Annotated in this window: 23 protein-coding genes; 18 read left to right on the top strand and 5 right to left on the bottom strand. The window is 69.1% G+C overall.

Translation table 11 applies throughout. The features are described from left to right. Positions 1-100: 100 nt before the first annotated feature. The 3 genes from BZF57_RS21215 to BZF57_RS09025 are packed head-to-tail and all read left to right on the top strand — an operon-like array spanning position 101 to position 2,396. On the top strand, positions 101-1,042 hold the full coding sequence (locus tag BZF57_RS21215) for a hypothetical protein (RefSeq protein WP_162290974.1): 942 nt from the start codon (positions 101-103) through the stop codon (positions 1,040-1,042). Beyond that, positions 1,039-1,950: a sulfotransferase domain-containing protein gene (locus BZF57_RS09030; protein WP_162290973.1), complete on the top strand. Its 912-nt coding sequence runs from the start codon at positions 1,039-1,041 to the stop codon at positions 1,948-1,950. Before BZF57_RS21215 ends, BZF57_RS09030 begins: the two co-directional genes overlap by 4 nt. Continuing rightward, positions 1,947-2,396, top strand: a complete 450-nt coding sequence (locus BZF57_RS09025; protein ID WP_086736908.1) for a lasso peptide biosynthesis B2 protein — start codon at positions 1,947-1,949, stop codon at positions 2,394-2,396. Before BZF57_RS09030 ends, BZF57_RS09025 begins: the two co-directional genes overlap by 4 nt. On the opposite strand, the gene BZF57_RS09020 is transcribed toward BZF57_RS09025, so the two are convergent. Then, on the bottom strand, positions 2,387-3,001 hold the full coding sequence (locus tag BZF57_RS09020; protein ID WP_086736906.1) for an aspartyl/asparaginyl beta-hydroxylase domain-containing protein: 615 nt from the start codon (positions 2,999-3,001) through the stop codon (positions 2,387-2,389). The two genes, BZF57_RS09025 and BZF57_RS09020, sit on opposite strands and share 10 nt — an antisense overlap. A gap of 44 nt (positions 3,002-3,045) precedes the next feature. On the opposite strand from BZF57_RS09020, the gene BZF57_RS09015 reads away from it, so the two are divergent. From BZF57_RS09015 to BZF57_RS09005, 3 genes are read left to right on the top strand one after another with little or no spacing between them, the layout of a single operon-like run. After that, the gene (locus BZF57_RS09015) at positions 3,046-4,275 is read left to right on the top strand and encodes a sulfotransferase family protein (RefSeq protein WP_162290972.1); all 1,230 of its coding nucleotides are present in this window, start codon (positions 3,046-3,048) and stop codon (positions 4,273-4,275) included. Between the two features lie 57 nt (positions 4,276-4,332). Further along, the gene (locus BZF57_RS09010; RefSeq protein WP_086736902.1) at positions 4,333-4,608 is read left to right on the top strand and encodes a PqqD family protein; all 276 of its coding nucleotides are present in this window, start codon (positions 4,333-4,335) and stop codon (positions 4,606-4,608) included. 27 nt (positions 4,609-4,635) lie between these two features. Next, a complete protein-coding gene (locus BZF57_RS09005) occupies positions 4,636-6,573 on the top strand; it encodes an asparagine synthetase B family protein (RefSeq protein WP_086736900.1) in 1,938 nt (645 codons plus the stop codon). A 221-nt stretch (positions 6,574-6,794) separates the two neighbouring features. Here BZF57_RS09005 and BZF57_RS21095 read toward each other — a convergent pair whose 3' ends face one another. Together BZF57_RS21095 and BZF57_RS20615 are read right to left on the bottom strand one after the other, a co-directional pair. Further along, positions 6,795-6,971 (bottom strand): hypothetical protein, encoded by a 177-nt coding sequence (locus BZF57_RS21095; protein WP_156076245.1) that lies wholly within the window; start codon positions 6,969-6,971, stop codon positions 6,795-6,797. Positions 6,972-7,042: 71 nt separating this feature from the next. Further along, entirely contained in the window at positions 7,043-7,225 is a 183-nt protein-coding gene (locus BZF57_RS20615; protein WP_143738436.1) for a hypothetical protein, read from the bottom strand. Between the two features lie 369 nt (positions 7,226-7,594). Here BZF57_RS20615 and BZF57_RS09000 point away from each other — a divergent pair, with 369 nt between their 5' ends. From BZF57_RS09000 to BZF57_RS08985, 4 genes are read left to right on the top strand one after another with little or no spacing between them, the layout of a single operon-like run. After that, positions 7,595-8,119 carry a phage tail protein gene (locus tag BZF57_RS09000; protein ID WP_086736898.1) on the top strand — a complete coding sequence of 175 codons (525 nt, stop codon included), beginning with the start codon at positions 7,595-7,597 and terminating at the stop codon, positions 8,117-8,119. Positions 8,120-8,161: 42 nt separating this feature from the next. Beyond that, on the top strand, positions 8,162-8,707 hold the full coding sequence (locus BZF57_RS08995) for a phage tail protein (RefSeq protein ID WP_086736896.1): 546 nt from the start codon (positions 8,162-8,164) through the stop codon (positions 8,705-8,707). Between the two features lie 24 nt (positions 8,708-8,731). Beyond that, entirely contained in the window at positions 8,732-9,271 is a 540-nt protein-coding gene (locus tag BZF57_RS08990) for a phage tail protein (RefSeq protein WP_086736894.1), read from the top strand. Positions 9,272-9,305: 34 nt separating this feature from the next. Further along, positions 9,306-9,845, top strand: coding sequence for a GNAT family N-acetyltransferase (locus BZF57_RS08985; protein WP_206073230.1), 540 nt, complete (start codon positions 9,306-9,308; stop codon positions 9,843-9,845). Here BZF57_RS08985 and BZF57_RS08980 read toward each other — a convergent pair. After that, positions 9,842-10,159, bottom strand: coding sequence for a DUF6916 family protein (locus tag BZF57_RS08980; RefSeq protein WP_143738434.1), 318 nt, complete (start codon positions 10,157-10,159; stop codon positions 9,842-9,844). The two genes, BZF57_RS08985 and BZF57_RS08980, sit on opposite strands and share 4 nt — an antisense overlap. Here BZF57_RS08980 and BZF57_RS08975 point away from each other — a divergent pair. The 8 genes from BZF57_RS08975 to BZF57_RS08940 all read left to right on the top strand — a co-directional run bounded on the left by BZF57_RS08975 (position 10,158) and on the right by BZF57_RS08940 (position 20,566). Beyond that, positions 10,158-11,375 (top strand): nucleotidyltransferase domain-containing protein, encoded by a 1,218-nt coding sequence (locus BZF57_RS08975; protein WP_086736890.1) that lies wholly within the window; start codon positions 10,158-10,160, stop codon positions 11,373-11,375. The two genes, BZF57_RS08980 and BZF57_RS08975, sit on opposite strands and share 2 nt — an antisense overlap. 2 nt (positions 11,376-11,377) lie before the next feature. Further along, positions 11,378-12,082, top strand: a complete 705-nt coding sequence (locus BZF57_RS08970) for a polysaccharide biosynthesis/export family protein (RefSeq protein WP_162290971.1) — start codon at positions 11,378-11,380, stop codon at positions 12,080-12,082. A 104-nt stretch (positions 12,083-12,186) separates the two neighbouring features. Continuing rightward, positions 12,187-12,498: a hypothetical protein gene (locus tag BZF57_RS08965; protein WP_143738432.1), complete on the top strand. Its 312-nt coding sequence runs from the start codon at positions 12,187-12,189 to the stop codon at positions 12,496-12,498. A 70-nt stretch (positions 12,499-12,568) separates the two neighbouring features. After that, the gene (locus BZF57_RS08960; protein WP_086736883.1) at positions 12,569-13,906 is read left to right on the top strand and encodes an O-antigen ligase family protein; all 1,338 of its coding nucleotides are present in this window, start codon (positions 12,569-12,571) and stop codon (positions 13,904-13,906) included. Positions 13,907-14,083: 177 nt separating this feature from the next. Further along, a complete protein-coding gene (locus tag BZF57_RS08955) occupies positions 14,084-16,270 on the top strand; it encodes a GumC family protein (protein WP_162290970.1) in 2,187 nt (728 codons plus the stop codon). Next, positions 16,267-16,857, top strand: coding sequence for a hypothetical protein (locus tag BZF57_RS08950; RefSeq protein WP_086736879.1), 591 nt, complete (start codon positions 16,267-16,269; stop codon positions 16,855-16,857). Before BZF57_RS08955 ends, BZF57_RS08950 begins: the two co-directional genes overlap by 4 nt. Next, positions 16,854-18,656, top strand: coding sequence for an ABC transporter ATP-binding protein (locus BZF57_RS08945; protein ID WP_162290969.1), 1,803 nt, complete (start codon positions 16,854-16,856; stop codon positions 18,654-18,656). The genes BZF57_RS08950 and BZF57_RS08945 overlap by 4 nt, the downstream gene beginning before the upstream one ends. Then, positions 18,653-20,566, top strand: coding sequence for an acyltransferase family protein (locus BZF57_RS08940; RefSeq protein ID WP_086736875.1), 1,914 nt, complete (start codon positions 18,653-18,655; stop codon positions 20,564-20,566). Before BZF57_RS08945 ends, BZF57_RS08940 begins: the two co-directional genes overlap by 4 nt. Here the strand turns inward: BZF57_RS08940 and BZF57_RS08935 are convergent. Then, positions 20,563-21,525, bottom strand: a complete 963-nt coding sequence (locus BZF57_RS08935; RefSeq protein ID WP_086736873.1) for a glycosyltransferase family 2 protein — start codon at positions 21,523-21,525, stop codon at positions 20,563-20,565. The two genes, BZF57_RS08940 and BZF57_RS08935, sit on opposite strands and share 4 nt — an antisense overlap. Between the last annotated feature and the right edge of the window lie 10 nt (positions 21,526-21,535).

Raw genomic sequence — 21,535 nt, 5'->3', positions numbered from 1 at the left:
GACGAACCCGCCGGAATGGCGTTACATTTCCAAGCCATGTGCTGGACGAAGGGGCTGCGGCGCGGTAGCGACGGGGCAGGAAAAGGGTCGGGGAGAGGCGATGTTTCACTACATCTTGTCGGGGCTGCGGGTCGCCAGCGATCTCGCCATGCCCGGCCTGATCGACGCCGATCCCGGCCCCGCGCCGCCCGATGTCCGCATCTGCGCGGGCGACGTGCCGCTCACGCTCGAAGGGGCCACCCACACCGGGGCCAACTGGCAGATGGCGGCGGACCGCATTCTGCTGCGAGTCCCGGGCATCGTGCGCATGCTGATCGATGGCGGCCATGCGATCACATGGCAGTGCGAGGAGAGCACCACCCCTGCGGACGCGGCGATCTTCGTCTTCGGCAGCGGCTTCGGCCTGCTGATCCACTTGCAGCAGCGCTGCATCATGCACGCCAGCGCCATCGCGGTCGGGGGGAGGGCGGTCCTGTTCTGCGGACCTTCGGGTGCGGGCAAATCCACCCTCGCCGCGGCGCTGGGCGCGCGGGGGTATGGCCATATCGCCGATGACCAGTGCGTGCTCTCCGGCATCGAGGGCGGGGAGGTGCTGGTCCACCCCGACGGGCGCGCCCACAAGCTGTGGGAGCAGGCCATCGCCAAGCTCGATTTGGCCGAACGCAGCGGCCCGCCGATCCGCACCGCGCTGCGCAAGTTCTTCGTCCAGCCCACGAGCGGCAGCCACGCCGCACTTCCGCTCGCCGCGATCTATATCCTCGGCGAGGCGCGAACGCCCGAACTGGTGCGGGGGGAGCGTGTCGCCATTTCCGCGCTCAACCTCGCCGATGCGGCCATAGCGGTGCGCCTGAATGCCTATCGCCCCGCGATGGTCGAGCGGCTCGGTCAGGCGGGGCTCTATCTTCAGGCGGCGGCGGGCGTGATGCGTGCAGGGGGCGTTTTCCGGCTGGTGCGCCCGATGGCGTTCGATGCGATGGACGAGACCATTGCCGCGCTTGCCGCGCACTGGGAAGAGATCGGCCTGGCGGAGGGTGTGGCTTGAAGCCCATCGTCTGGCTCGCGTCATTCCCCAAGAGCGGCAACACCTGGCTGCGGCTGCTGCTCGCCAACCTTGCCGCCACCGGTGAACCCTGCGGCATCAACGCGATCGGCACCGCAAGGGCGCTCGCCAGCAGCCGCCAGTGGTTCGACGAGGCGAGCCTGATCGCATCGGGTCTGCTCACCGCCGAGGAGAGCGACCGGATGCGCCCGGCGCTCTATCGCCATATCGCCGCCGGTGCTGCGGACCCTACGGAGAACGATGAGGCAGGGCCTGACAGGGGCGATGATCCGCTCCGCGCATGGCGGCTGGTCAAGACCCACGATGCCTGGACCCGCACCACCACTGGCGAGCCGCTGCTCGGCGGGCGGGCTGCGGCCCGTGCCGCCATGCTGATCGTGCGCGACCCGCGCGACGTGGTCGCCTCGCTCGCCAACCACAACAACAGCTCGCTCGATGAGGCTGCGGCGTTGATGGGCGATCCCCGCAGCGCGCTCGCTTCAAGGGCGGACCGCCAACCGCTCCAGCTGCGCCAGCAGCTCTTGGGCTGGAGCGGGTTTCACGCGAGCTGGCTCGACCAGAGTGACGTGCCGGTCCATCTCGTGCGCTACGAGGATCTGCAAGCCGATGCTCCCGCTGCGCTCGGTGCGCTGCTGACTGCTTTGGGAGCCCCGGCCGATCCGGCACGGCTCGCCCGCGCGGCCGAGCTTTCGGCGTTCGAGCGGTTGCAGGCGCAGGAAGCGGAGAGCGGCTTTCGCGAAGGGCCGGTCAGGATGGCCACGGGACGCTTCTTCCGCAGCGGGCGCAGCGGCGGGTGGCGCGAGGAACTGAGCGTGGAACTTCGGGCCAAGATCGAAGCCGACCACAGCCCGATGATGCGCCGGTTCGGCTATCTGGATGACGAGGCATGACCGTGCTCGGACGGTGGCGATCGCTCGAACCGGCGCGGCGCCGGCTGCTGTTGCAGGCGTTGGCGGCGCTGTGCGTGGCGGCGCTCAAGGTCAGGTTCCTGCCCTTTCCGCGCATCGCCACCGGGCTGGGGACAATGCAGCCGCCGCGTCCGGACGGCGCAGAGGAGCCCGCGAGGCCGGAGGAGACGGCCCGTGCGCGCGACATTCGCTGGGCGATTGCGGCAGCCGCGCGGCGGTTCCCGTTCGAATGCGCTTGCCTCACCCGAGCCCTCGCCGCGCATTCGCTTGCGCTCACCGATGGCCTCGCCCCGATCATGCATATGGGCGCGGAGCCGGGCCAGCGCGGGAGGGCCGAGACCCATGCATGGCTGACCGTGGCGGGTGTTGGCGTGACCGGCTACCCGCTGCCGCCCGGTATCGTCGAAATCGGTTGCTTCTACCGCTGAGCTGCGGCCTCCAGCATCGCGGCGAGCGCTGCGTCGACCGTGCAATCGATCACCAGATGCACCCGCGTGCTCTGACCCTTGTTGTCGATGCTGTGTGTGTCCGACAGCCGCAGATACCATGCCTCCCCCGGCTGCATCACCACCTGCGTCGCGTTGAGCCAGAAGGCGACGTCGGGATTGGACGTGACCGGCACATGCAGCCGCGCCTGCCCAATGGCCGCATCGAGATCGTGATCGGAATGCGGCTTGATCCGCGATCCCGGTTCGAGCCGCATCAGCCGCACCGACTGGAGCGGACAGGGAAAGGCCGACAGCACCTCGGCAAGATAGGGCGCGCGCGCCAGCCACGGCGTGTCCTCGAATTCGGTCGCGCCCGGATCGGAGAACGCCATCATCACTGGGTGCACCGCGCCGCGCTTGCAGCGCAGCGGCAGGATGCTCCACCCGCCCTCGTAATTGTCGCGCACGAAATGGGCGATCCAGTCGCCTTCGGGAATGCTGGCGACCTCCGCTGCCATCCGCGCCGCATCGAAGGCCAGCGGCAGGCGCACCCGGTCAGGCAGGTCGGCGAGCGCGTGGCGAAGCGGATCGGGGACGGCATGCATGATCGGGAGTTGTTCTCCGCCAGAGCCTTGGGTTAGGATCAGGAATGGATTATGGATCAAGCGCTTCGGTCTATCAACCGCCCATGCCGGAGCCGGCGGCGCTGGCCGCCTTGCGCAGCGCGCTGCTCGATGATCCCGAAACGCTCGGCCGGATCGCCGAACTTCCGCGGGCCGAGGCGGTTGCGGCGCTGTGTCGCTATGCTGCAGGCCGGGACATCGAGGTTGGCGAAGAGGCGCTGGCGCATGCTCTCCGGCCCGATCCGCTGGGTCTCGACCGCTTCGAGTCGCGGCAGGTGACAGCCGATGCTCCGCCGTCGCCGGCCTGGCTTCCCTCCGGGATCGCCAGCGACGGCACGCAGATGCTGGTCGACTGGGCGCATTTCGGCAGCGCTCCCTTCGACGAGCCTTTCTTCGAATATCCGCTGCGCCGCGCGCGCCAGCACCCGGTCTCGCAACTCTACCGCTGGTGCACGCCGCTCGGCCTGCTTGCGGATCAGGCCCCTGCTGCGGCGGAGCCGGTGCTCGACGGCCTGGTGCTCCACATGTCGCGCTGCGGCTCGACGCTGGTGGCGCAGGCGCTTGCGGCGATGCCGGGTCATGTCGTCCTGTCCGAACCCGCTCCGTTCGACGCGGTGCTCCAGTTCTGCGTCGCGCGCCCGGATGTTCCGCTGGCAACCCGCATCGCCTTGCTGCGGGGCATGGTCGCGGCTCTTGCAGCCCCGCGCACCGGGCCAGTGCGGCGACGGTTCCTCAAGGCCGATTGCTGGCATGCGGGCGCGCTGCCCCTGCTGCGCGCGGCCTTTCCGGAGACGCCGTGGATATTCCTCCACCGTGACCCGCGCGACGTGCTGATCTCGCACGAGCGCATGCCGGGCGTGCAGGCCCTGCCGGGCCTCCATTCGGCGATGCTGGGGATCGAGGATCCTGCGGCGCTGCCGGGGCTCGAATTCACCGCACGCGTACTGGGGGCCACGTGTCACCTTGCGGCCGATCACGCCGCGCTCGGCGGCGGCCTGTTCATCGACTATGCCGAACTGCCCGATGCTTTCACCGCGCGGATACTGCCGCATTTCGGCATTGTCCCCGATGCCGCCGAAACGGATGCGATCGCGGCGGCGCTGGTTCGCGATGCGAAGGAACCCCGCAAGCCCTTCGATCCCGCCGAACGCGCTCCGCGCGACAGTGCGTCCGCAGCGGTCATCGCCGCGAGCGACCGGCATCTTGCTCCGGCTGTCGAGCGGCTGCGGGCTATCCAGCGGTCCTTCGCGGATTGACGCAGCCCCGGCGGCCGATAGTGCAACCCGACCCCAGACAGAGGAGCAAAGCGCGACATGGCGATCCGGAAATCAGGTGACTGGCTCTGCGCCCGCGTGGGTGACGAGGTGATGATGATGAGCGCCTCGCAGGGGAGCTATATCGGACTCGACACGACCGGTGCGCGCATCTGGGACCTGCTCGACACCCTCGCCGACGAGGACGCGATCTGCGCCCAGCTGCTCGAAGAATTCGAGGTCGGAGAAGTGCAGTGCCGCACCGAGGTCGGCGCCTTCCTCGACGAGCTCGAGCGTCACAAGGCGATCACGCGCGATGCCGTGCAGGCGGGCTGATCCGGGCGGTTCCGCGGGACAGCCTGCATGAGCGCGATCTTCGGTGTGCTCCGACGCGACGGTGCGCCGGTGGCGGAGCGCACGCTGGACGCGATGGCGGCTATGCTGGCGCATCGCGGGCCCGACGGGCGCCGGGTGCTGGCGCTCGACAATGCGGGGCTCGGCCATTGCCTGATGCGGGTGACCGCGGAAGACCGGTTCGAAGCCCAACCGCTCCACGATCCCGCGACGGGCGTGACGCTGGTCGCCGACCTCAGGCTCGACAACCGCGAGACGCTTGCCGCCGATTGCGGGATTGCCGCCGACGCGTTGGCGGCCATGGCGGACAGCGACGTGCTGCTCGCGGCTTGGCGCAAATGGGACGAAGCTTGCCTTGAACGCCTGATCGGCGACTTCACCATCGCTCTGCGCGATCATCGCCGCAAGCGGCTTTATCTGGCGCGCGACGGCATGGGGCAGCGCGGGCTCTACGTGCATGCGGGCGAGCAGATCGTGGCCTTCGCCAGCGAGGTGAAGCCGCTTTTCGCGCTTCCCGAAGTTCCGCAGCGGCTGAACGAGGCCGGGATCGCACGCAGGCTGCTGGTGCCGGTCGATCCCGATCCCGATGTCACGCTCTACGAAGGCGTAACGATCCTGCCCGGCGGGACGCTGCGGTGGTTCGATGATGCGGGCGGCGGGGGAGAGCGACGGTTCTGGGAGCCGCACGCGGCACCCGAACATGTCGGCCGGGACGATGCCTATTATCTCTCAACCTACCGCAAGGTGGTCGAAGAGGCGATCGCGTGCCGCGTCAGGCGGCTGGAGAAGCCGCCCTGCCTAATGTTCAGCGGCGGGTTCGACAGCGGCACCATCGCCGCGATTGCCGCGCCGATCATGGCCGCGCGCGGGCAGGCGGTGGTGGCCGTGACCTCGGTGCTCAACGAGGGCGAGCAGAGCCCCCAAGGCGATTCGCGCGCGCTGGCCGAGGCTTTCGCGGGCCGCGAGGGCTTCGCGCTGCACACGGTCGCGCGGGGGACGGATACGCTTGTCACTGGTCTCGAGGAGGGCTTTGCGCGCACCGGCGAGTGCTTCGCCTTCGATTACGTCCGCGACGCCGGCTTTGCTCTGGGGCGGCGCGAAGGCGCGCGCTTGGCGATGGACGGTCATGGCGGCGACTACACCGTCAACATGCTCGATGCCGGAATGCTCGGACGGATTCTGCTGCGCGGCAATCTCCGTCGCTTCGGGCGCGAGCTGCGAGCGCGCCGGGCCTTCACCGGGCGGAGCCATGCTGCGATCCTCTATGGAGATGTGCTGCGGCCGCTGATCCCGCAGGGGTTGCTCCGCGGGCTGTTCGACTGGCGCGACGCCAGCGTGCCGCTGTGGCAGCGCCGCTTTGCGCGGGACGACTTTGCTCTGCGGCATATCGCGGGTGGGGGGATCGACCCGCGCCGGTTGCGGCATCCTCGCGTTAACTGGCGGCGCTGGCGCGAACGCTGGTTGCACATGCAGCACCTGATGCTGTCGGGTCCGCCCGTGCATACGACCATAGCGGCGCAGCACGGGCTCGATTTCACCCGTCCCTTTCACGATATCCGCGTTGTCGAGTTTGCGCTGGCAATCCCGGAGCATCTCCAGTTCCGCGAGGGGCGCGAGCGCTGGCTCGCGCGCACGGCGCTGGCGGATTGCCTCCCGCCGAGCCTGATCGCCCGCAAGCCCGGCAACACGCCCGAGCGGCCCGGGCAGGAGGGGATGTTCGCGCAGGCTGTTCCTGCGGCGCTGGCGATGCTGGAGAGGGACGGCGCGGATAGCCCGGCGCTGCGTTACGTCGATATGTGCAAGCTTCGCGCGCAGATCAGCGCGGCGGGATCACGAGCGGGCGGATGGCGCGAGCCGGTGGCGACCATGGGTGCGGTGAACGCGCTGGTGGTGGCGCGCTTCGTGAACTGGTTTGACCGGAGAAACGGCCCGCCTCAGGAGCCGTAAGGGCCGTAGCTCGGCACGCTTCCGTCACCGCCAAAGTCAACATTGGCCTTCGCGTCGCCCAGATCGGATAGGATTACCCGAGGTGTCACCCACGGCGCACGGGTGGCACAGCCATTGCCTGAAAGGGTCACGACCTTCGCCCGGACACTGCCTTCGGACATTTCGGGGTCTCCTCGGTTCTCGGCCGGCGGGGGTTTACCGGATGATCGGCAGGGCCCGCGTCAGGACCCGTAGGGACCGTAGCTCGGCACGCTGCCATCACCGCCGGGGATGATGGTGTTGGCGCGGGCATCGGCGAGATCGGATACGATCACGCGGGGCGAAACCCAGGGCGCACGGGTGGCGGGCGCGCTCTTCAAAGAGATCAGGCCGCCTGCTTCAAGATTGTTTCTGGACATTCCGGCTTCCCTTTTGATCTTTGTAGCGGACTACAAGACGGCGCTTTACCGGCCGTTGATGACGCGCCTCGTCAGGAGCCGTAACAATAGCTGACGGCAACCGGATCACACCCATCACCGCCCGGGATGATGGTGTTGGCGCGTGCATCACCCAGATCGGACACGATCACACGCGGGGTGGCCCAGATGGCACGGGTCGCCGGACGACCTGCGGCTTGTGTCGCCGAATCACTTTTGCTGATGTGGCCGACCATAATCCTGTCCCCGACACGCGGTGCAGCGCCATTGCACATGCATTTTCCGTTTCAGTTGCCTCATTGCCATACGGGAGGCTGCTTGGCAATCGATATGTCACTGTAATACAACAATCCGCGACGCTTTTCCGGGTCGCACGGGGGCGAAATCTCATCCGGTTTGGACATTGTTGCCTGCGGACGCGCTAACGCAGCCCCTTCGGCGCCCGGTTTTGGCCTTCGTTTTGGGCTCTCCCGCAAAATTACTTAGGTGATTCAAATAATACTTGGTATCTTCGAGTCGTCGCAGGTTGGGCCACATGGCCGAAACGATCGGCGGCAGAGGGGAAATTGGCCGGATCGCTCCGGTCAGCTTTTGGGGGATGCCGCATGTCGGATTGCTTTGTCGGGCAGATCAGCCTTTTCTCGTTCGATTTCCCTCCCAGAGGCTGGGCCCAGTGCAACGGCCAGACCCAGACCATCCAGCAGAACCAGGCCCTGTTCGCGCTGCTCGGCGTGACGTTCGGGGGTGACGGGATCAACAACTTCAAGCTCCCCGACCTGCGCGGCCGCGTCCCGATCGGGGCTGGCGCCTCGGCCCAGTCGGGTCAGGTCGTGATGGGCCAGGCCGGCGGTTCGGAGACGGTCACCCTGACGGCCGCGAACCTACCGGGACACACCCATGCGCTCACCGGCAGCTCGCAGGTCGGCACCCGGCGCATTCCGGCAGGACGCCAGCTCGCCACCGATACCTCGACCAATGCCGAGTACTACGCGCCCCCCGGAGCGCTCACCCCGCTCGCGCCCACGGCGATCGGCCCCACCGGCGGCAACCAGCCGCACGAGAACCGGCAGCCCTATCTCGCAGTCAATTACTGCATCGCGCTTGCGGGCATCTTTCCGTCACGCAACTGAGGCCCGGCGCCTTCGAAAGCCAATTTTTCAGGGGGAGCAGCAATGTCTAATGCAATCATCGGCGAGATCCGTCTCTTCGCGGGCAACTATGCCCCGCGCGGCTGGGTGTTCTGCGATGGCCGCCAGCTGAGCATCGCCAACTACAACGCCTTCTATGCCCTGATCGGCACGACCTACGGGGGCGATGGTATTACGACTTTCGCCGTTCCCGACCTGCGATCCCGCGTTCCCATCAGCCAGGGGCAGGGACCGGGTCTGTCGAACTATGCCATGGGCGAGGCCGGCGGCGTCGAACAGGTGTCGCTCGATGCCGCGGCGATGCCGGCGCACCAGCATGCTCTTAACGCGACCGGCGCGACCGGAACCTCGCCTGCCCCCGGCAACACGGTGGTGCTCGCGACACCCGTCGAGACGGGGGTTGCCACATCGCTCTACGTGGTGCCGGGCACGAGCGCCGTGAACCTTGCGCCGATGGCTCCGCAGAGCATCGGCATGACTGGCGGCAGCCTCCCTCATGACAACATGATGCCGACCCAGGCGATCAACTACATCATTGCGTGCGAAGGCCTTTTCCCTTCCCGTAACTAGTCTTGCCCAGGTCAGGAGACGATCATGTCTGAACCCTTCGTTGGCGAAATCCGGCTCTTCGGTTTCGACTACAATCCGAGATACTGGCTCAAGTGCGACGGCTCCACGTTGCCGATCCAGAACTACTCGGCGCTCTTTTCGCTGCTCGGCACCAGCTTCGGCGGCAACGGATCGACGACGTTCCAGATCCCCGATCTGCGGGGCCGCGCGCCGATCGGTGCGGGGACGGCCCCGGGCCGGACGCCCCAGACGCTCGGGCAGACCGGCGGAAGCCCGACGGCGACGCTGTCGGTCGACCAGATCCCGTCGCACAACCATGTGCTCAACGCAGGCACTCTGAACCCGCCGAACCCTCCGCAGAATGTCCCGGCGCCCTCGCCGCAGGCACTGATCGGGCTGTCCGCGCCGAACAATGTCTACATCGATCCGGTGACGCCCGACACGGCCTTCAACCCGGTCTCAATCTCGCCCAACACCGGCGATCAGCCGCACGCGAACATGCAGCCCTACCTTGCGATCAATTTCTGCATCGCCTGGGCGGGGATCTTCCCGGCGCGCAACTGACGGTCGCGACGGTCGCAGGCAGGGTTCTGGCACAGTGACGCGCAGCGCCCTCGTCCGGATGCCGCCGGAGCTGGTCGCGCAGGGCATCGGCCTGCGGCCCGAGACCGAGGAGGACGACCCCTTCCTGGTCGCGCTCTATGCGACGACCCGCCAGAGCGAGCTCGATCAGGTGCCGGACTGGGCGGAAGAGCAGAAGCAGGCCTTCGTCGCCATGCAGTTCAACGCGCAGCGCCAGCACTATCGCCATGTGCTGGCCGATGTCGCGTTCGACGTGATCACCCGCCATGGCGAGCCCATCGGGCGGCTCTACACGCGCGAGGGCGAGACGATGCTGCACATCGTCGACATCCTGCTCGACCCGGCAGAGCGCGGCGCGGGGCTCGGTGCCGCCATGCTGCGTGGCCTTGCCGACAATGCCCTTGCCGCGGGCAAGGTGCTGAGCATCTTCGTGGAAAGCTACAACCCCGCACGCCGCCTGTACGATCGCCTCGGCTTCGTCCAGGTCGGCGAGCCGCGGGGTTTCTACATCGAGATGGAGATCCCGCTCCCGCCGCGGCAGGTGGCCGCAGGCTAGTTGAACACCGCCTCGTAATGCACGCCATCCGCGTCCGCCGCGACCGCCACGATGAAGATCTCGATCCGGCCGAGCCGCTCGTGATCGATCGCATAATTGCCCTGTTCGAGGATCCGGTGGTCCGGACACACGAACAGCAGCGAGAAGGGCGCGCGGGTGTGGACGAGCGGGTTGTGGTGCTCCATCAGCGTCGCCTCGCTCAGGACGAGGTCGAATTGCGCATCGGTGAAGCGGATCGTGAAGACCGTGCCGATTTCGGCCGCGAACATCTCATGGCGCAGGGGAGCGGCGGCCGCTACGGGTTGATTCGTCATGACTATCAGCGTGGCTGAACCGGACAGGGCGATCAAGCCGCCGCATCGCGGCGCGCGGTCTGCTGCGCTCGATCTGGTGTGCGCGTGCCTAGCTCCGGGCACGCGCGTCCTGCCCGATGCGGCTGCGGTCGATCCGGCCCTGCTGGCGCGCGTGGCACGAAGGCACCAGGTTTCGGCTCTGGTCGCCGCACGGCTGTCCGAGGCCGGAGTGCCGGTTCCCGAACCGCTGCGAAGCCAGGCCGAGCGCGCGCGCCACCGGGCGCTGCGACAGCTGGGCTTCACTCTCGATCTCGTCGATGCGCTCGCGAGCCGCGGCGTGCCTGCGGTACCGGTCAAGGGCGTGGTGCTGTCGCAGCAGGTGTTCGGATCGCCGCTTCTGCGGGGCGCGGTGGATGTCGATATGCTGGTTCGGCCCGGAGATGTCGGCACGGCATGGGAGGTGCTCGCGCGCGTCGGCTTCCGGCAGATCACGCCGTCATCGCGGATCGGGGGCGCGCGGCTGGCTCTTTTCTGCCGGGCGGCGAAGGATTCGCTCCATCGCCATCCCGAAAGCGGGCAGGTGGTCGAGCTGCACTGGCGCCTCTCGGACGAGATGGCCGAGCCCTCGATGCCGCCGGAGGACTCTCTGGCGACGGTGGTTCCGGCACCGGGGCGACCGGTCCGCGTGCTGGGGGAGGAGGTGCTGTTTGTCTACCTCTGCACCCACGGCGCGGCCCACGGGTGGGCGCGGCTCAAGTGGCTGGCCGATGTTGCGGCGCTCCTCCACGGCAGTACGGATGGCGGGACGGTGCTGTGGGCCGCGGCCTGCCGAGCCGGTGCGGGTGTCGCCGCGGGATCGGCGATCCTGCTGGCACAGGAGCTTTTCGGACTCGCGCCGCCGCCGGGCTTCGTGCCGCCGCGCGGGTTGAGGATCGCGGCGGTGCTATGGATCGCGCGCCGGATCATCCGCGCGGGCGAGGGCGCGCGCGAGCTCGAGACGACGCCGTGGCGCGGCTGGGCCGAGATGCTGGCGAAGCTGCTGGTGGCGGCGGGCTGGCGTGCGCGGCTCGCGGTGTTCCGGCGGCTGGCGCTTGCCGGAGAGGACATCGCGCAGGTGCCCCTGCCGCGCGGTCTGTTCTGGCTCTATCCGGTACTGCGCGTACCCCTGCTGGTCCGCCGCCGGACCATGCGGTGGCGGCAGTTGCGCCGGGGCGGGGGAGTGGGTAACACAGCATGATCATGGGCCAAATTCTCGAGAAACTGCTGCGGGTTGCTTCTCTGGCGCTACTTGCCGCACTGATCCCGGCCTGCGCCGGACGCGGGGGCGATATCCCCTATGATCCGCCGTCCTTCGTGGCGCCCGATCCGCTCGCGGGCAAGCTGCCGAAGCTGCCCGCCGTGCTTGGCCCGGGCGATGTGGTCGATGTCCGGGTGTACCGGGTGGACAACCTCTCGGGCGAGCAGGCGATTGACGATGCCGGGCGCATCAAGGTGCCGCTGATCGGTGCGGTGACTGCGGCGGGCAAGACCACCGACGAGGTCGGGGCCGAGATCGCGAGCTCGCTCGGCGCGCGCTATCTCCAGAACCCGGACGTGCAGGTGCTGCTCAAATCCTCCGTCGCCCGCACGATCACGGTCGACGGGTCGGTGGTCCAGCCGGGGCTCTATCCGGTGACCGGCCAGCTTTCGCTGCTTCAGACCATCGCCATGGCGCGCGGGACCGCGACGGGCGCTAACCCGCGCCGCGTGGTCGTGTTCCGGACCATCGAGGGCCAGCGCATGGCTGCCAGTTTCGACCTCAAGTCGATTCGCAAGGGCGAGATGGCCGATCCGGCGATCTACCCCGACGACATCGTGGTGGTGGACGGTTCGAGTCTCAGCGCGACCTGGCAGCTGCTGATCCAGACCCTGCCCTTCGTGGCGCTGTTCCAGCCCTTCCGGTGATTCCCGTATGCGGTTGCATGGGGTGCGCGAAGATGATACTAACCAATGCGTTATAAGATCGGATCGTCAGACTTGATCTCCGAATCGTTATGAAGGGTGCCGCCATGCGCAAAGCCGTTGCAGGACTGTTGATCGGGTGTGTTGCCCTGTGCGGGGCGGTGGGGGCCGTTGCGGCGACTTCGACGCCGTTCAATCCGGTCGAGCCGGTGCAGATCGGCCAGATGAACAACCGCGCCGTTCTCGGCCTTGCGGCTGCCGCTGACGAAGAATGCACCCCCGACAGCGCCGGTCAGGGCTGCCCTCCCGGCGGCGAGGAAGGCGGCTTCTTCGATGGGGCCGGCCTGCCGATCGTGGCGGGCGTGGGCGCCGTGGCGATCGGTGTCGCGGTGGCCGGTGGCGGCTCGAGCAGCCCCTGATTGATCCTGCGCCGCGGCCAGCCGCCGCGCGCTTGCTGCCGTTTCACCGTACAAGGCCGTTCCTGACATCGTGACGCTTCGGACCGCTCCGGATTGGCTTGCGCCTGCCTTTGTGCTGTGCGCGCTGATCCTCGGCGGATCGAGTTCGGGCGGGTTGTGGGCCAACCTCCTGCTCCAGCTGTCGTCCGGAGCCCTTCTCGTCTGGCTTCTCGCTGCACGTCTGCCCTTGCTGCCACCGCGCGGGGCCACGGCGATCTTTCTTGCCTTTGCGGCGTTGCTGGTGATTCAGCTTGTTCCGCTTCCGACATCCGTGTGGACCGCTCTTCCGGGCCGGAGCGCGGTGGCTGAAGGTTTCAGTCTGGCGGGTGTGGGGCTGCCGTGGCTTCCCCTTTCGCTCGATCCCGACGCGTCGCTCGCGGTGCTGGCAAGCCTGCTCGTCCCTGCTGCCGGGCTGGCACTCTTCGCCGCCACATCGCCGCGCGGGTTGCGTCTGGCGATGGCCGCCATCGTGGCGGCCGCGGTCGCCTCGATCCTCCTCGGCGCGGCGCAGCAGATGGCAGGGGAGGGGACGGCGTTGCAGCCCTATGCGCTCACGAACCCCGGCAAGGCGACCGGCCTGTTCGCCAATCGCAACCATCTGGCCACGCTGATCGTGCTGGCGATCCCCTGTGTGCTCGCGCTTTTGCCCGGCAAGGCCAATCGCCCTGCCGCGATCACGCTGTTGGCGGTTTTGCTGGGCGGAGCGGTGTTGACCGGATCGCGGGCAGGGCTCGGGCTGGCGCTGATCGCCACTATCGTCAGCGCGGTCTGGCTCCATGCGGCTCCTCGCTCACGGAGCGTCTGGATCGCCGCGCTGGCGGCGGGCGCAACCATCGCAGCGGCCGGCGCGGTCTGGCTCGCGGCTGCCGGCGACACCCCGCCCCCGGGCGGCGCCGAGCAGCAGCGCCCCGCCATGATTGCGACAACGCTCGAAGCCGCGCGCGACCACTTTCCTGTCGGCTCCGGCGCGGGGACCTTCCTGCGCGTGTACCAACACTATGAAGACCCGACCGCGGCTGGCCCCGAATATCGCAACCACGCCCACAGCGATTACGCCGAAATCCTGCTCGAATATGGTGCGCCCGGCGCTCTGCTGATCCTCGCCGCGCTGGGCTGGTGGGCGATGCAGGCGCGCGCGGCGTGGCGCGCCGGGCCGGAGGCGGCCGCTGCGCGCTGCGCGGTGATCATGCTCGGCCTTCTGCTGGCCCACTCCTTGGTCGATTATCCCTTGCGGACCGGCGCGCTGGCGGTGCTGGCAGCGCTGGCTGCAGTGCTTGCCGCGCAGCGGGGCGAGGCAGCGCCCGCCACTCCGGCAAAGCCTTCCGGGCAGTCCGATGAAGACCCCGGCCACCTCCGAATAACCTTGTGATTAGACGGATTTGCCACTTTACCTCGCCCGGCATCCCTGCCATTTCCGGCGGATAATCAAGGGTAACGCAATCAGGGGAGCTTGCCGCGAGTGACCGAGATGGGTGGCCCTGGCGCTCGCGCAGATCGCGGACCACGGCAGTTGGCCGGACTTTCCTTTGCGCCGCGGGCTGGCACCGTGCGCGACGATTCTGTGCAGGCGGCCCGTCTGGTCGATATCGACAGGGCGCTGCGGGTGGTGCTGCGCCGCCGCTGGCTGGTTCTGGGCACCCTCGGCGCGGCGCTTGCGATCGCGGTGATCATCACCCTGCTGGCGACCCGCGAGTATCGCGCCGAGGCGACTCTCCAGATCAACGCCCAGCCCGCCCAGATCATCGGCAGCCGCAACCAGCCGACGCCGCGGTTCCGCAACGATGACCAGTATCTCCAGACCCAGTTCGGCATCCTGCGCAGCCGGGCACTGGCCGAACGCGTGGCCCGCGATCTGAAGCTCGCCGACGATCCCGGCTTCGTCGATCCCGCGGTCCCCGCAGCCCAGCGCGCGCGCGCCGCAGCCGGGCGGCTGGCGGCCAATCTCGAGGTTGCGCCGATGCGCGGCAGCGATCTGGTGATGCTGGTCTACACCGATCCCGATCCGGGCCGCGCCGCCAAGGTCGCCAACGGCTTTGCCGAAGGCTTCATCGCGGCGACCACCGAGAACCGCTACAACACCACCAACTACGCCCGCAGCTTCCTGCAGGACCAGCTCGCCAGCGCGCGCGAGCGGCTGGAGAACAGCGAGCGGGCGCTGGTCGCCTATGCGCAGAACCAGGGGATCGTGCAGCTGGATGGCGGCGGCGGCAGCGGGGGCGCGCGCCGCGAGGGTGACGGGCCGAGCGCGGCGACCGGCGATACGCTTTCAAGCCAGACACTCGTTGCGCTCAACAACGCCCTTTCGCTGGCGACCGCCGAGCGGATCGCTGCCGAACAGGCCTACCGTCAGGCCAGCGGCGCGGCGGGCTCGGACGAGCAGATGACCGACCCCGCGCTGCAATCGCTGCGGGCCGAGCGGGCGCGGCTCGAAGCGGACTACAGCGAGCGGCTGAAGACCTTCAAACCCGACTATCCCGACATGCTCGCGCTCCAGGCCAAGATCGCCGAGGTCAAGGCCGCCATCGCGCGCGAGACCGGAACGATCGCGGGTGCGCTCTCCGCCCGTTACAAATCCGCGGCCGGGCGCGAGCGCGAGCTGGCGGCGCAGGTTTCGCAGCTGCGCGCGCAGGTGCTCGACCTGCGCGGCCGCGGGATCGGCTACAATTTCCTCCAGCGCGAGGTCGATACCAACCGCGAGCTCTACGACGCGCTGCTCCAGCGCTACAAGGAGATCGGCGTGGTGGGCGAGCTGGGCGAGAACCAGGCGACCGTGATCGACCGGGCGCTGGTCCCGGGTTCGCCCTACCGCCCGCAGCCGCTGCGCAATCTCGGCATCGCGCTGGTGCTGGGGCTGATCGTCGGGCTGGGCCTCGCCTTCCTGCTCGAATTCGTGGACGACACGATCAAGTCGCCCGAGGAAATGGGCGAGACGCTCGATCTGCCGGTGCTCGGGGTCGTCCCGCAGCTGGGCAAGGGCGAGAAGCTGGCCGAGCAACTCGAGGACGCCAAGTCGCCGATCACCGAAAGCTACCAGTCGACCGTGGCGGCGCTGCGCTTTGTGGACGAGGGCGGCACGCCGCGCTCGCTGCTGGTGACCAGCTCGCGGCCGAGCGAAGGCAAGTCCAGCTCCTCGCTGGCGATCGCGCAGAGCATGGCGCGCACGGGCAAGCGGGTGCTGCTGATCGATGCGGACATGCGCAACCCCTCCTTCGCGTCCGAATCCGGGCGGTTCGCGGGCCTCAGCACGATGCTTGCCAATGCGTCGGCGCTCAAGGATCTGGTCGTGCCGACCCGGCTCGAGACGATGTGGCTGCTGCCGGCCGGGCCGATCCCCTCCGCGCCCGCGCATCTGCTCGCGACGGTGCGCATCCACGAGATCATCGCCGAGGCCGAAGCGGCCTATGATGTGGTGATCGTCGATGCGCCCCCGGTCCTCGGCCTCGCCGATGCGCCGACGCTGGCGTCGATCTGCGAGGCGACCGTGCTGGTGGTCGAGGCGGGATCGGCACGGCGCGCGGCGGTCAAGCGCACCCTGCGCCGGCTGCTCGATGCCAAGGCCCATGTTGCCGGAGCGGTGCTGACCAAGTTCCAGCCGAAGTCGGACGCGGATCACGAGCATTACGGTTACGGCTATGGCTACGGCCAGTCGGCACCGCCGCCGAAGTCTCGCCTGTTCGGTGCGCTGCGCCGGCGCGGGCTGGACGAGACCAAGACGCTGGATGTGGGCGCGTGACCTGGCGGCTGGCGCTGATCGCGCTGGTGATCGCCGCGATGGGCCTGAGCCTGCGCGCGGCTGTGACAGCGCGCTTCGACGCCGAGCAGCCGGAACAGTCCGCCTGGGCGATCCCGCGAACGGGCAATGCGCTGGCGGTGCTCGCGAGCCGTCGGATTGTGGAGACCGGCGGAGCGCCCGACGCGCCCGCCCGTGCCATGATCGCTGCGGCCATGACGCGCCTTCCGGCAGCAGGTCAGCCGCTCGCGCTGGCGGGGCTTGCGGCGAGTGCGGACGGTGATCTGCCGCGCGCGACCCGGCTGATGGAGGCCGCGCGCGACCGCGCCCCGCGCCTGCCGCTCGCGCGCAACTGGCTGCTCAACGAATATGCCCGCACCGCCCGCTATGATTCGGCGCTGGCCGAGGCCGGCGTGCTGATGCGCCTCGCGCCCGAGACCCGGCCGCAGGTCTATGCGCTCGTTCGGGCGATGGCCGCGCGCGAGGATGCCGCCCCTGCCGTCGCCCGCGCGCTCGCCGCAAGGCCGGACTGGGCCGAGCCCTACGAGGCATGGGCAGGGACGCAAAGCCAGCCCGACAGCGCGACATGACCGAGGTGCCATCGCAGATCACGCCGCCGACCTCGGTCGGTGCGGCGGTGCGGTTGATCCTCGCGCAGCTCGACCGGCGCAAGCAGCGCCAGCTGGTCGCCATCCTCGCGCTGATGCTGCTGGGCGCCTTTGCCGAGACCGCCACTGTCGGCGCGGTCCTGCCCTTCCTCGCGATCATCTCGCCCGGCGCCGAGCTCGGGCGATACGGCTGGATCGTCGATCCCGTGGCGAGCCTCGCGGCTGCTATCGGCGCGAGCACGTTGGTGGTCGCGGCGGGTCTGCTGGTCGCCCTCGCGCTGGTTGCCGCGGGGATCCGGCTGGTGCTGCTATGGGCCAGCCAGAACTTCTTCTTCGCGCTCGGTCACGAGCTGTCGATGGGGGTCTACGCCCGCGTGCTGTACCGGCCCTATGCCCGCCACGTGATGGAGAACAGCGCGGCGACCATGGCCGCGATGCAGAAGGTGCAGTTCGTGCTCGGCAATGTCCTGCTGCCGGCCGCAGCGGGAATGACGGCGGCGGTGGTCGCGGTGTTCATCCTTGCCGCCCTCATCGCAATCGACGCGCGCACGGCGCTGATCGCGGCGGCGTGCTTCGGCGTGCTCTACGCCCTCGTGAGCCGCTTCACCCGCCGCCGCCTCTACGCCAACAGCGACACGGCCTCGGCCGCGCTGAAGGGCCGGGTGCAGATCCTGCAGGAAGGGATGGGCGGCATCCGCGACGTGCTGATCGACCATTCGCAGCCGCTATTCCTCGCCAAGTTTGCCGCGATCGACCGCCAGTTCAGCAAGGCGCAGGCGACCAACCAGTTCCTCGCCGCCGCGCCGCGTTTCGTGGTCGAGGCGGCGGGCGTGGTGCTGATCGCGGTGATCGCGGTGTTCGTCTCGGCACAGCCGGGGGGCATTTCCGGCGCGCTGCCGATGCTCGGCGCGTTGGCGCTGGGCGCGCAGCGTCTTTTGCCGCTGATCCAGCAGACCTATTTCAGCTGGGCGCAGATTTACGGCCACCGTGCCGCGCTGGTCGAGGTTGCGGCGCTGCTGGCCGAGCCGCTGCCCGACAAGGGCGCGCAGGAGACCCGCCCCGCGCCGCTGTCCGGCACGGTCACCTTCAACGATGTCACCTTCGCCTATCCGGGCGAGCGCGGCACGGCGCTGACGGGGATCGACCTTGCCATTGCGCCCGGCGCACGTATCGGGCTCGTCGGGCCATCGGGCGCGGGCAAGAGCACCTTTGTCGATCTGCTGCTCGGCCTGCTCGGGCCGACCGGCGGCACGATAGCGGTCAACGGCCGACCGCTCGACGAGACCACCCGCAGCGCCTGGCAGGCCGCCGTCGCACACGTGCCGCAGGCGATCTTCCTCGCCGATGGCAGCATCGCCGAGAATATCGCCTTCGGTCGCTCGGGCGAGACGATCGACTACGACCGCATGCGCGAGGCCGCGCGGCTGGCGGAGCTCGACGCCTTCATCGCCAGCCTCCCGCAGGGCTATGACACCTTCGTGGGCGAGCGCGGCATCCGCCTGTCGGGTGGCCAGCGCCAGCGCATCGGCATTGCCCGTGCGCTCTACAAGCAGGCCCGCGTGCTGGTGCTCGACGAGGCGACCAGCGCGCTCGACGAGGCGACCGAGGCCGCGGTGATGCAGGCGGTCGCGCAGCTGCCGCGCGAGCTGACGCTGGTGATCGTTGCGCACCGCCTGTCGACCTTGAGGGTGTGCGAGACGATCGTGCGGCTCGAGGAAGGCCGACTGGTGGCGCAGGGGAGCTTTGCCGAGATCATCGGCACCGACCGGGGTTTCGGATGACGCAGGCGCAGGGGGCGGGGATGCGCGGCGACATCCAGGTCCTGCGCGGCGTGGCCGTGCTCGCCGTCATCCTCTACCATGCCGGACTGACGCTGCTGCCCGGCGGGTTTCTCGGCGTCGACATGTTCTTCGTGGTCTCGGGTTTCCTGATCGGCGGGCACGTGATGCGCGAGATGGACGCGGGCGCGTTCCGTTTTGCGGGCTTCTATCTGCGACGGATCAGGCGGCTGATCCCGGCGGCCTATGCCATGCTCGCGGTGACCGTGATCGCCGCTGCCCTGCTGCTGACGGCCGATGCCCATGCGCGCTTTGCGGCGCAGGCGCTCGGGTCGATCGGCTATCTCACCAACGTCGTGCTGTGGCGGCAGATCAATTACTTCAACGACCAGTCCGCCTCCGAACCGCTGCTGCACATGTGGTCGCTGGCGGTGGAGGAGCAGTTCTATCTGCTGCTGCCACTGGCGCTGTGGATGCTGCCGCGCAGGTGGCGCGCGCTCGGCGTGACGGCGGCGACACTGGGGAGCCTCGCGCTCTATCTGGCGCTCTATCCCCGCTCGCCGGGCGCGGCGTTCTATCTGCTGCCGACCCGCGCGTGGGAACTGGGGCTGGGCGTGCTCGCGGCGATGGTGGCGGCGCGCGGATGGGGGCAGGCATGGGCGCGGCGGCTGGCGCTTCCCACGATCGCCTTGCTGTGCGTGCCGATGGTGCTCCCGCTACCGGCTGCGCAGCACCTGCTGGCGGTGCCGGTGTGCCTTGCGACCGCCACGATCTTGCTCGCCGCATTGCCCGCGCCACGCGCGCTGGCCCCGCTGGAGCGGATCGGCGATGCTTCCTACTCGCTCTATCTCGTCCACTGGCCGCTGTTCGCTTTCGCCCAGACGATCTGGCTGAATGCCGCGCCGCCCGCGGTCGTGCGGGCGGGGCTGGTCGCGGCGACCTTCGTACTGGGGTGGCTCTCGTGGCGGTTCATCGAGCGGCCCGGACGGTTCGCACCCGCGCGTCCGGGACAGGTCGTGATGCTCTACGCGGCGGCCACGGCGATGCTCGCGGGCCTCGTGATCGGGACCGGCGCGCTGGTGAAGGCGCGGCCGCAGACGATCGACCTCGCGGGCGTGAACGGCCTCACCCTGCCGGGCTGCGATCCCGATGCGGCGCGGTTCGACGGGCGCTGCACCACCACCCCGGCGCCCGACATGCTGGTGTGGGGCGATTCCTTCTCGCAGCAGCTGATTCCCGCACTACAGGCCTCGGGAGAGACGAGCTTCGCGCAGGCGAGCAAGGGGCAGTGCGCGCCGCTGCCGGGTCTCGCGCCGGTCGATCGCGATGCGACCTACCGCTTCGCGCGCGATTGCCTCGCCTACAATGCCAGCGTGCTCGCTTATCTGCGCCGCACGCCTTCGATCGAGGTTGTGGTGCTGTCGGGCAATTTCGCCCGCTTTGCTCAGCCGGGCACCGCGGCGCTGCGGCCCGACGGACGGCTGGCCCCGGCGAGCCTTGCCGAGCTCGTCGCCGCCCAGCAGCGCACCGCTTTCCGGCTGCGGATGATGGGCAAGCGGGTGGTGATCGTCACCGGGCCGGTCGCAGCGCGCTTCGATGTAGGGCAGTGCTGGGCGCGGGCCGAGGGCGGGTTACCATTGGTAGCGCCTGCACCGGGATGCGCGATTCCCCCACAGGCGCGCACCGTGCCCGCAGCATGGAGCGACGCGCTGTTTGCGGGCTTTGCCGGCAAGGGTGCGACCCCGGTGCTGCGGCTCGACACGCTGCTCTGTCCCGATCCCACAGCCTCCTGCCCGACGATCCGCGAGGGCGTGCCGCTCTACCGCGATGCCCATCACCTCGGGGCCGCAGGGAGCGCGCTGGTCGGCAGGCGCCTCGGCCTCGGGCAGCGATTGCGGGACGCGGCGCGCTAGCGCGCGCGCTTGATCCTGTGGCGCAGGTTCCAGGCTCGCGCCGCCAGACGCAGGGCGAAGCGCGGGGCGAGGCTGATCGCCCACCACATCCACCAGCGGCGACCACGCTGCGAAACGCCGCGCAGCAACGCGCGGGCCGCCGCGCCGTGGCCGTGATAGACCATCTGCCGCGCAAAGCGCTGGCGCAGCATGTCGCCATAGGCCCGCAGCGCCGCGTGGCGCGCGGCATGGGCGGGCGTGTCGAGCAGCAGGGCAATGGTTGCGAAGTTGGGCGAGGGCGGCTGCGGCGCGCGCCGCATCTCGTCCTGCCGCGCCTCCATGATCCCGCCATTGCCGCGAACGTAGACCGCAGTCTCGGCCGTGCTCACCGCAAAGCTGTGCGACAGTGCGAGGCGGATCCACAGATCGGTGTCCTCGCCTGCGGGAAAGGCGGCAAAGCCCCCCGCCGCAAGCAGAGCGGTGCGACGGACCGCCACGGCCGAAGTCCAGACGAGATCGCAATTGTGACCGGCGAAGAAGTCGATCTCGCGGCTGGGGGCGGCGGGGCCGGCCGGATCGGCAACCGGCGCCGCGACCGGCATGTCCGCGCGGCGGAAGCCCGCTCCCACCAGCGCGCACTCGGGATGCCGCTGCGTCAGCGCGGCGAGCACTTCGAGGTGGTTGGGCGCCCACAGGTCGTCGGCATCGAGAAAGGCAACCCAGGCGCCGCGCGCCTCGGCAATCCCGCGGTTGCGCGCCGGACCGGGGCCGCGTTGCCGTTCGTGCAGCAGCCGCAGCAAGGGGTGATCCATCGCCGCCACGGCTTCCACACTGCCGTCGGTGCTGCCATTGTCGATCACGATCACTTCGTGCGGGGGCAGGGTCTGGTTCAGGACACTCGCCAGGGTCGAGGCGATCTGGCCGACCTTGTTGTACAGGGGAACGACCACCGAAAAGCCGGGGGTTTCAACCGGCATCATGGTTGCGCCT

This window comes from Erythrobacter colymbi (assembly GCF_002155685.1).
Taxonomy (GTDB): domain Bacteria; phylum Pseudomonadota; class Alphaproteobacteria; order Sphingomonadales; family Sphingomonadaceae; genus Erythrobacter; species Erythrobacter colymbi.
The sequence above is the reverse complement of the archived record's forward strand: the minus strand, read 5'-3'. Positions and strand labels throughout refer to the sequence as shown.

Coding starts and splice junctions, on each gene's coding strand:
- BZF57_RS09000 (WP_086736898.1), top strand. CDS start 7,595: ATGTCGGATTGCTTTGTCGGGCAGATCAGCCTTTTCTCGTTCGATTTC.
- BZF57_RS21095 (WP_156076245.1), bottom strand. CDS start 6,971: ATGTCCAGAAACAATCTTGAAGCAGGCGGCCTGATCTCTTTGAAGAGC.
- BZF57_RS09005 (WP_086736900.1), top strand. CDS start 4,636: ATGAGCGCGATCTTCGGTGTGCTCCGACGCGACGGTGCGCCGGTGGCG.
- BZF57_RS09020 (WP_086736906.1), bottom strand. CDS start 3,001: ATGCATGCCGTCCCCGATCCGCTTCGCCACGCGCTCGCCGACCTGCCT.
- BZF57_RS08995 (WP_086736896.1), top strand. CDS start 8,162: ATGTCTAATGCAATCATCGGCGAGATCCGTCTCTTCGCGGGCAACTAT.
- BZF57_RS08975 (WP_086736890.1), top strand. CDS start 10,158: ATGACTATCAGCGTGGCTGAACCGGACAGGGCGATCAAGCCGCCGCAT.
- BZF57_RS08940 (WP_086736875.1), top strand. CDS start 18,653: ATGACGCAGGCGCAGGGGGCGGGGATGCGCGGCGACATCCAGGTCCTG.
- BZF57_RS08980 (WP_143738434.1), bottom strand. CDS start 10,159: ATGACGAATCAACCCGTAGCGGCCGCCGCTCCCCTGCGCCATGAGATG.
- BZF57_RS08935 (WP_086736873.1), bottom strand. CDS start 21,525: ATGATGCCGGTTGAAACCCCCGGCTTTTCGGTGGTCGTTCCCCTGTAC.
- BZF57_RS08990 (WP_086736894.1), top strand. CDS start 8,732: ATGTCTGAACCCTTCGTTGGCGAAATCCGGCTCTTCGGTTTCGACTAC.
- BZF57_RS08970 (WP_162290971.1), top strand. CDS start 11,378: ATGGGCCAAATTCTCGAGAAACTGCTGCGGGTTGCTTCTCTGGCGCTA.
- BZF57_RS20615 (WP_143738436.1), bottom strand. CDS start 7,225: ATGGTCGGCCACATCAGCAAAAGTGATTCGGCGACACAAGCCGCAGGT.
- BZF57_RS08945 (WP_162290969.1), top strand. CDS start 16,854: ATGACCGAGGTGCCATCGCAGATCACGCCGCCGACCTCGGTCGGTGCG.
- BZF57_RS21215 (WP_162290974.1), top strand. CDS start 101: ATGTTTCACTACATCTTGTCGGGGCTGCGGGTCGCCAGCGATCTCGCC.
- BZF57_RS09010 (WP_086736902.1), top strand. CDS start 4,333: ATGGCGATCCGGAAATCAGGTGACTGGCTCTGCGCCCGCGTGGGTGAC.
- BZF57_RS08965 (WP_143738432.1), top strand. CDS start 12,187: ATGCGCAAAGCCGTTGCAGGACTGTTGATCGGGTGTGTTGCCCTGTGC.
- BZF57_RS09015 (WP_162290972.1), top strand. CDS start 3,046: ATGGATTATGGATCAAGCGCTTCGGTCTATCAACCGCCCATGCCGGAG.
- BZF57_RS09025 (WP_086736908.1), top strand. CDS start 1,947: ATGACCGTGCTCGGACGGTGGCGATCGCTCGAACCGGCGCGGCGCCGG.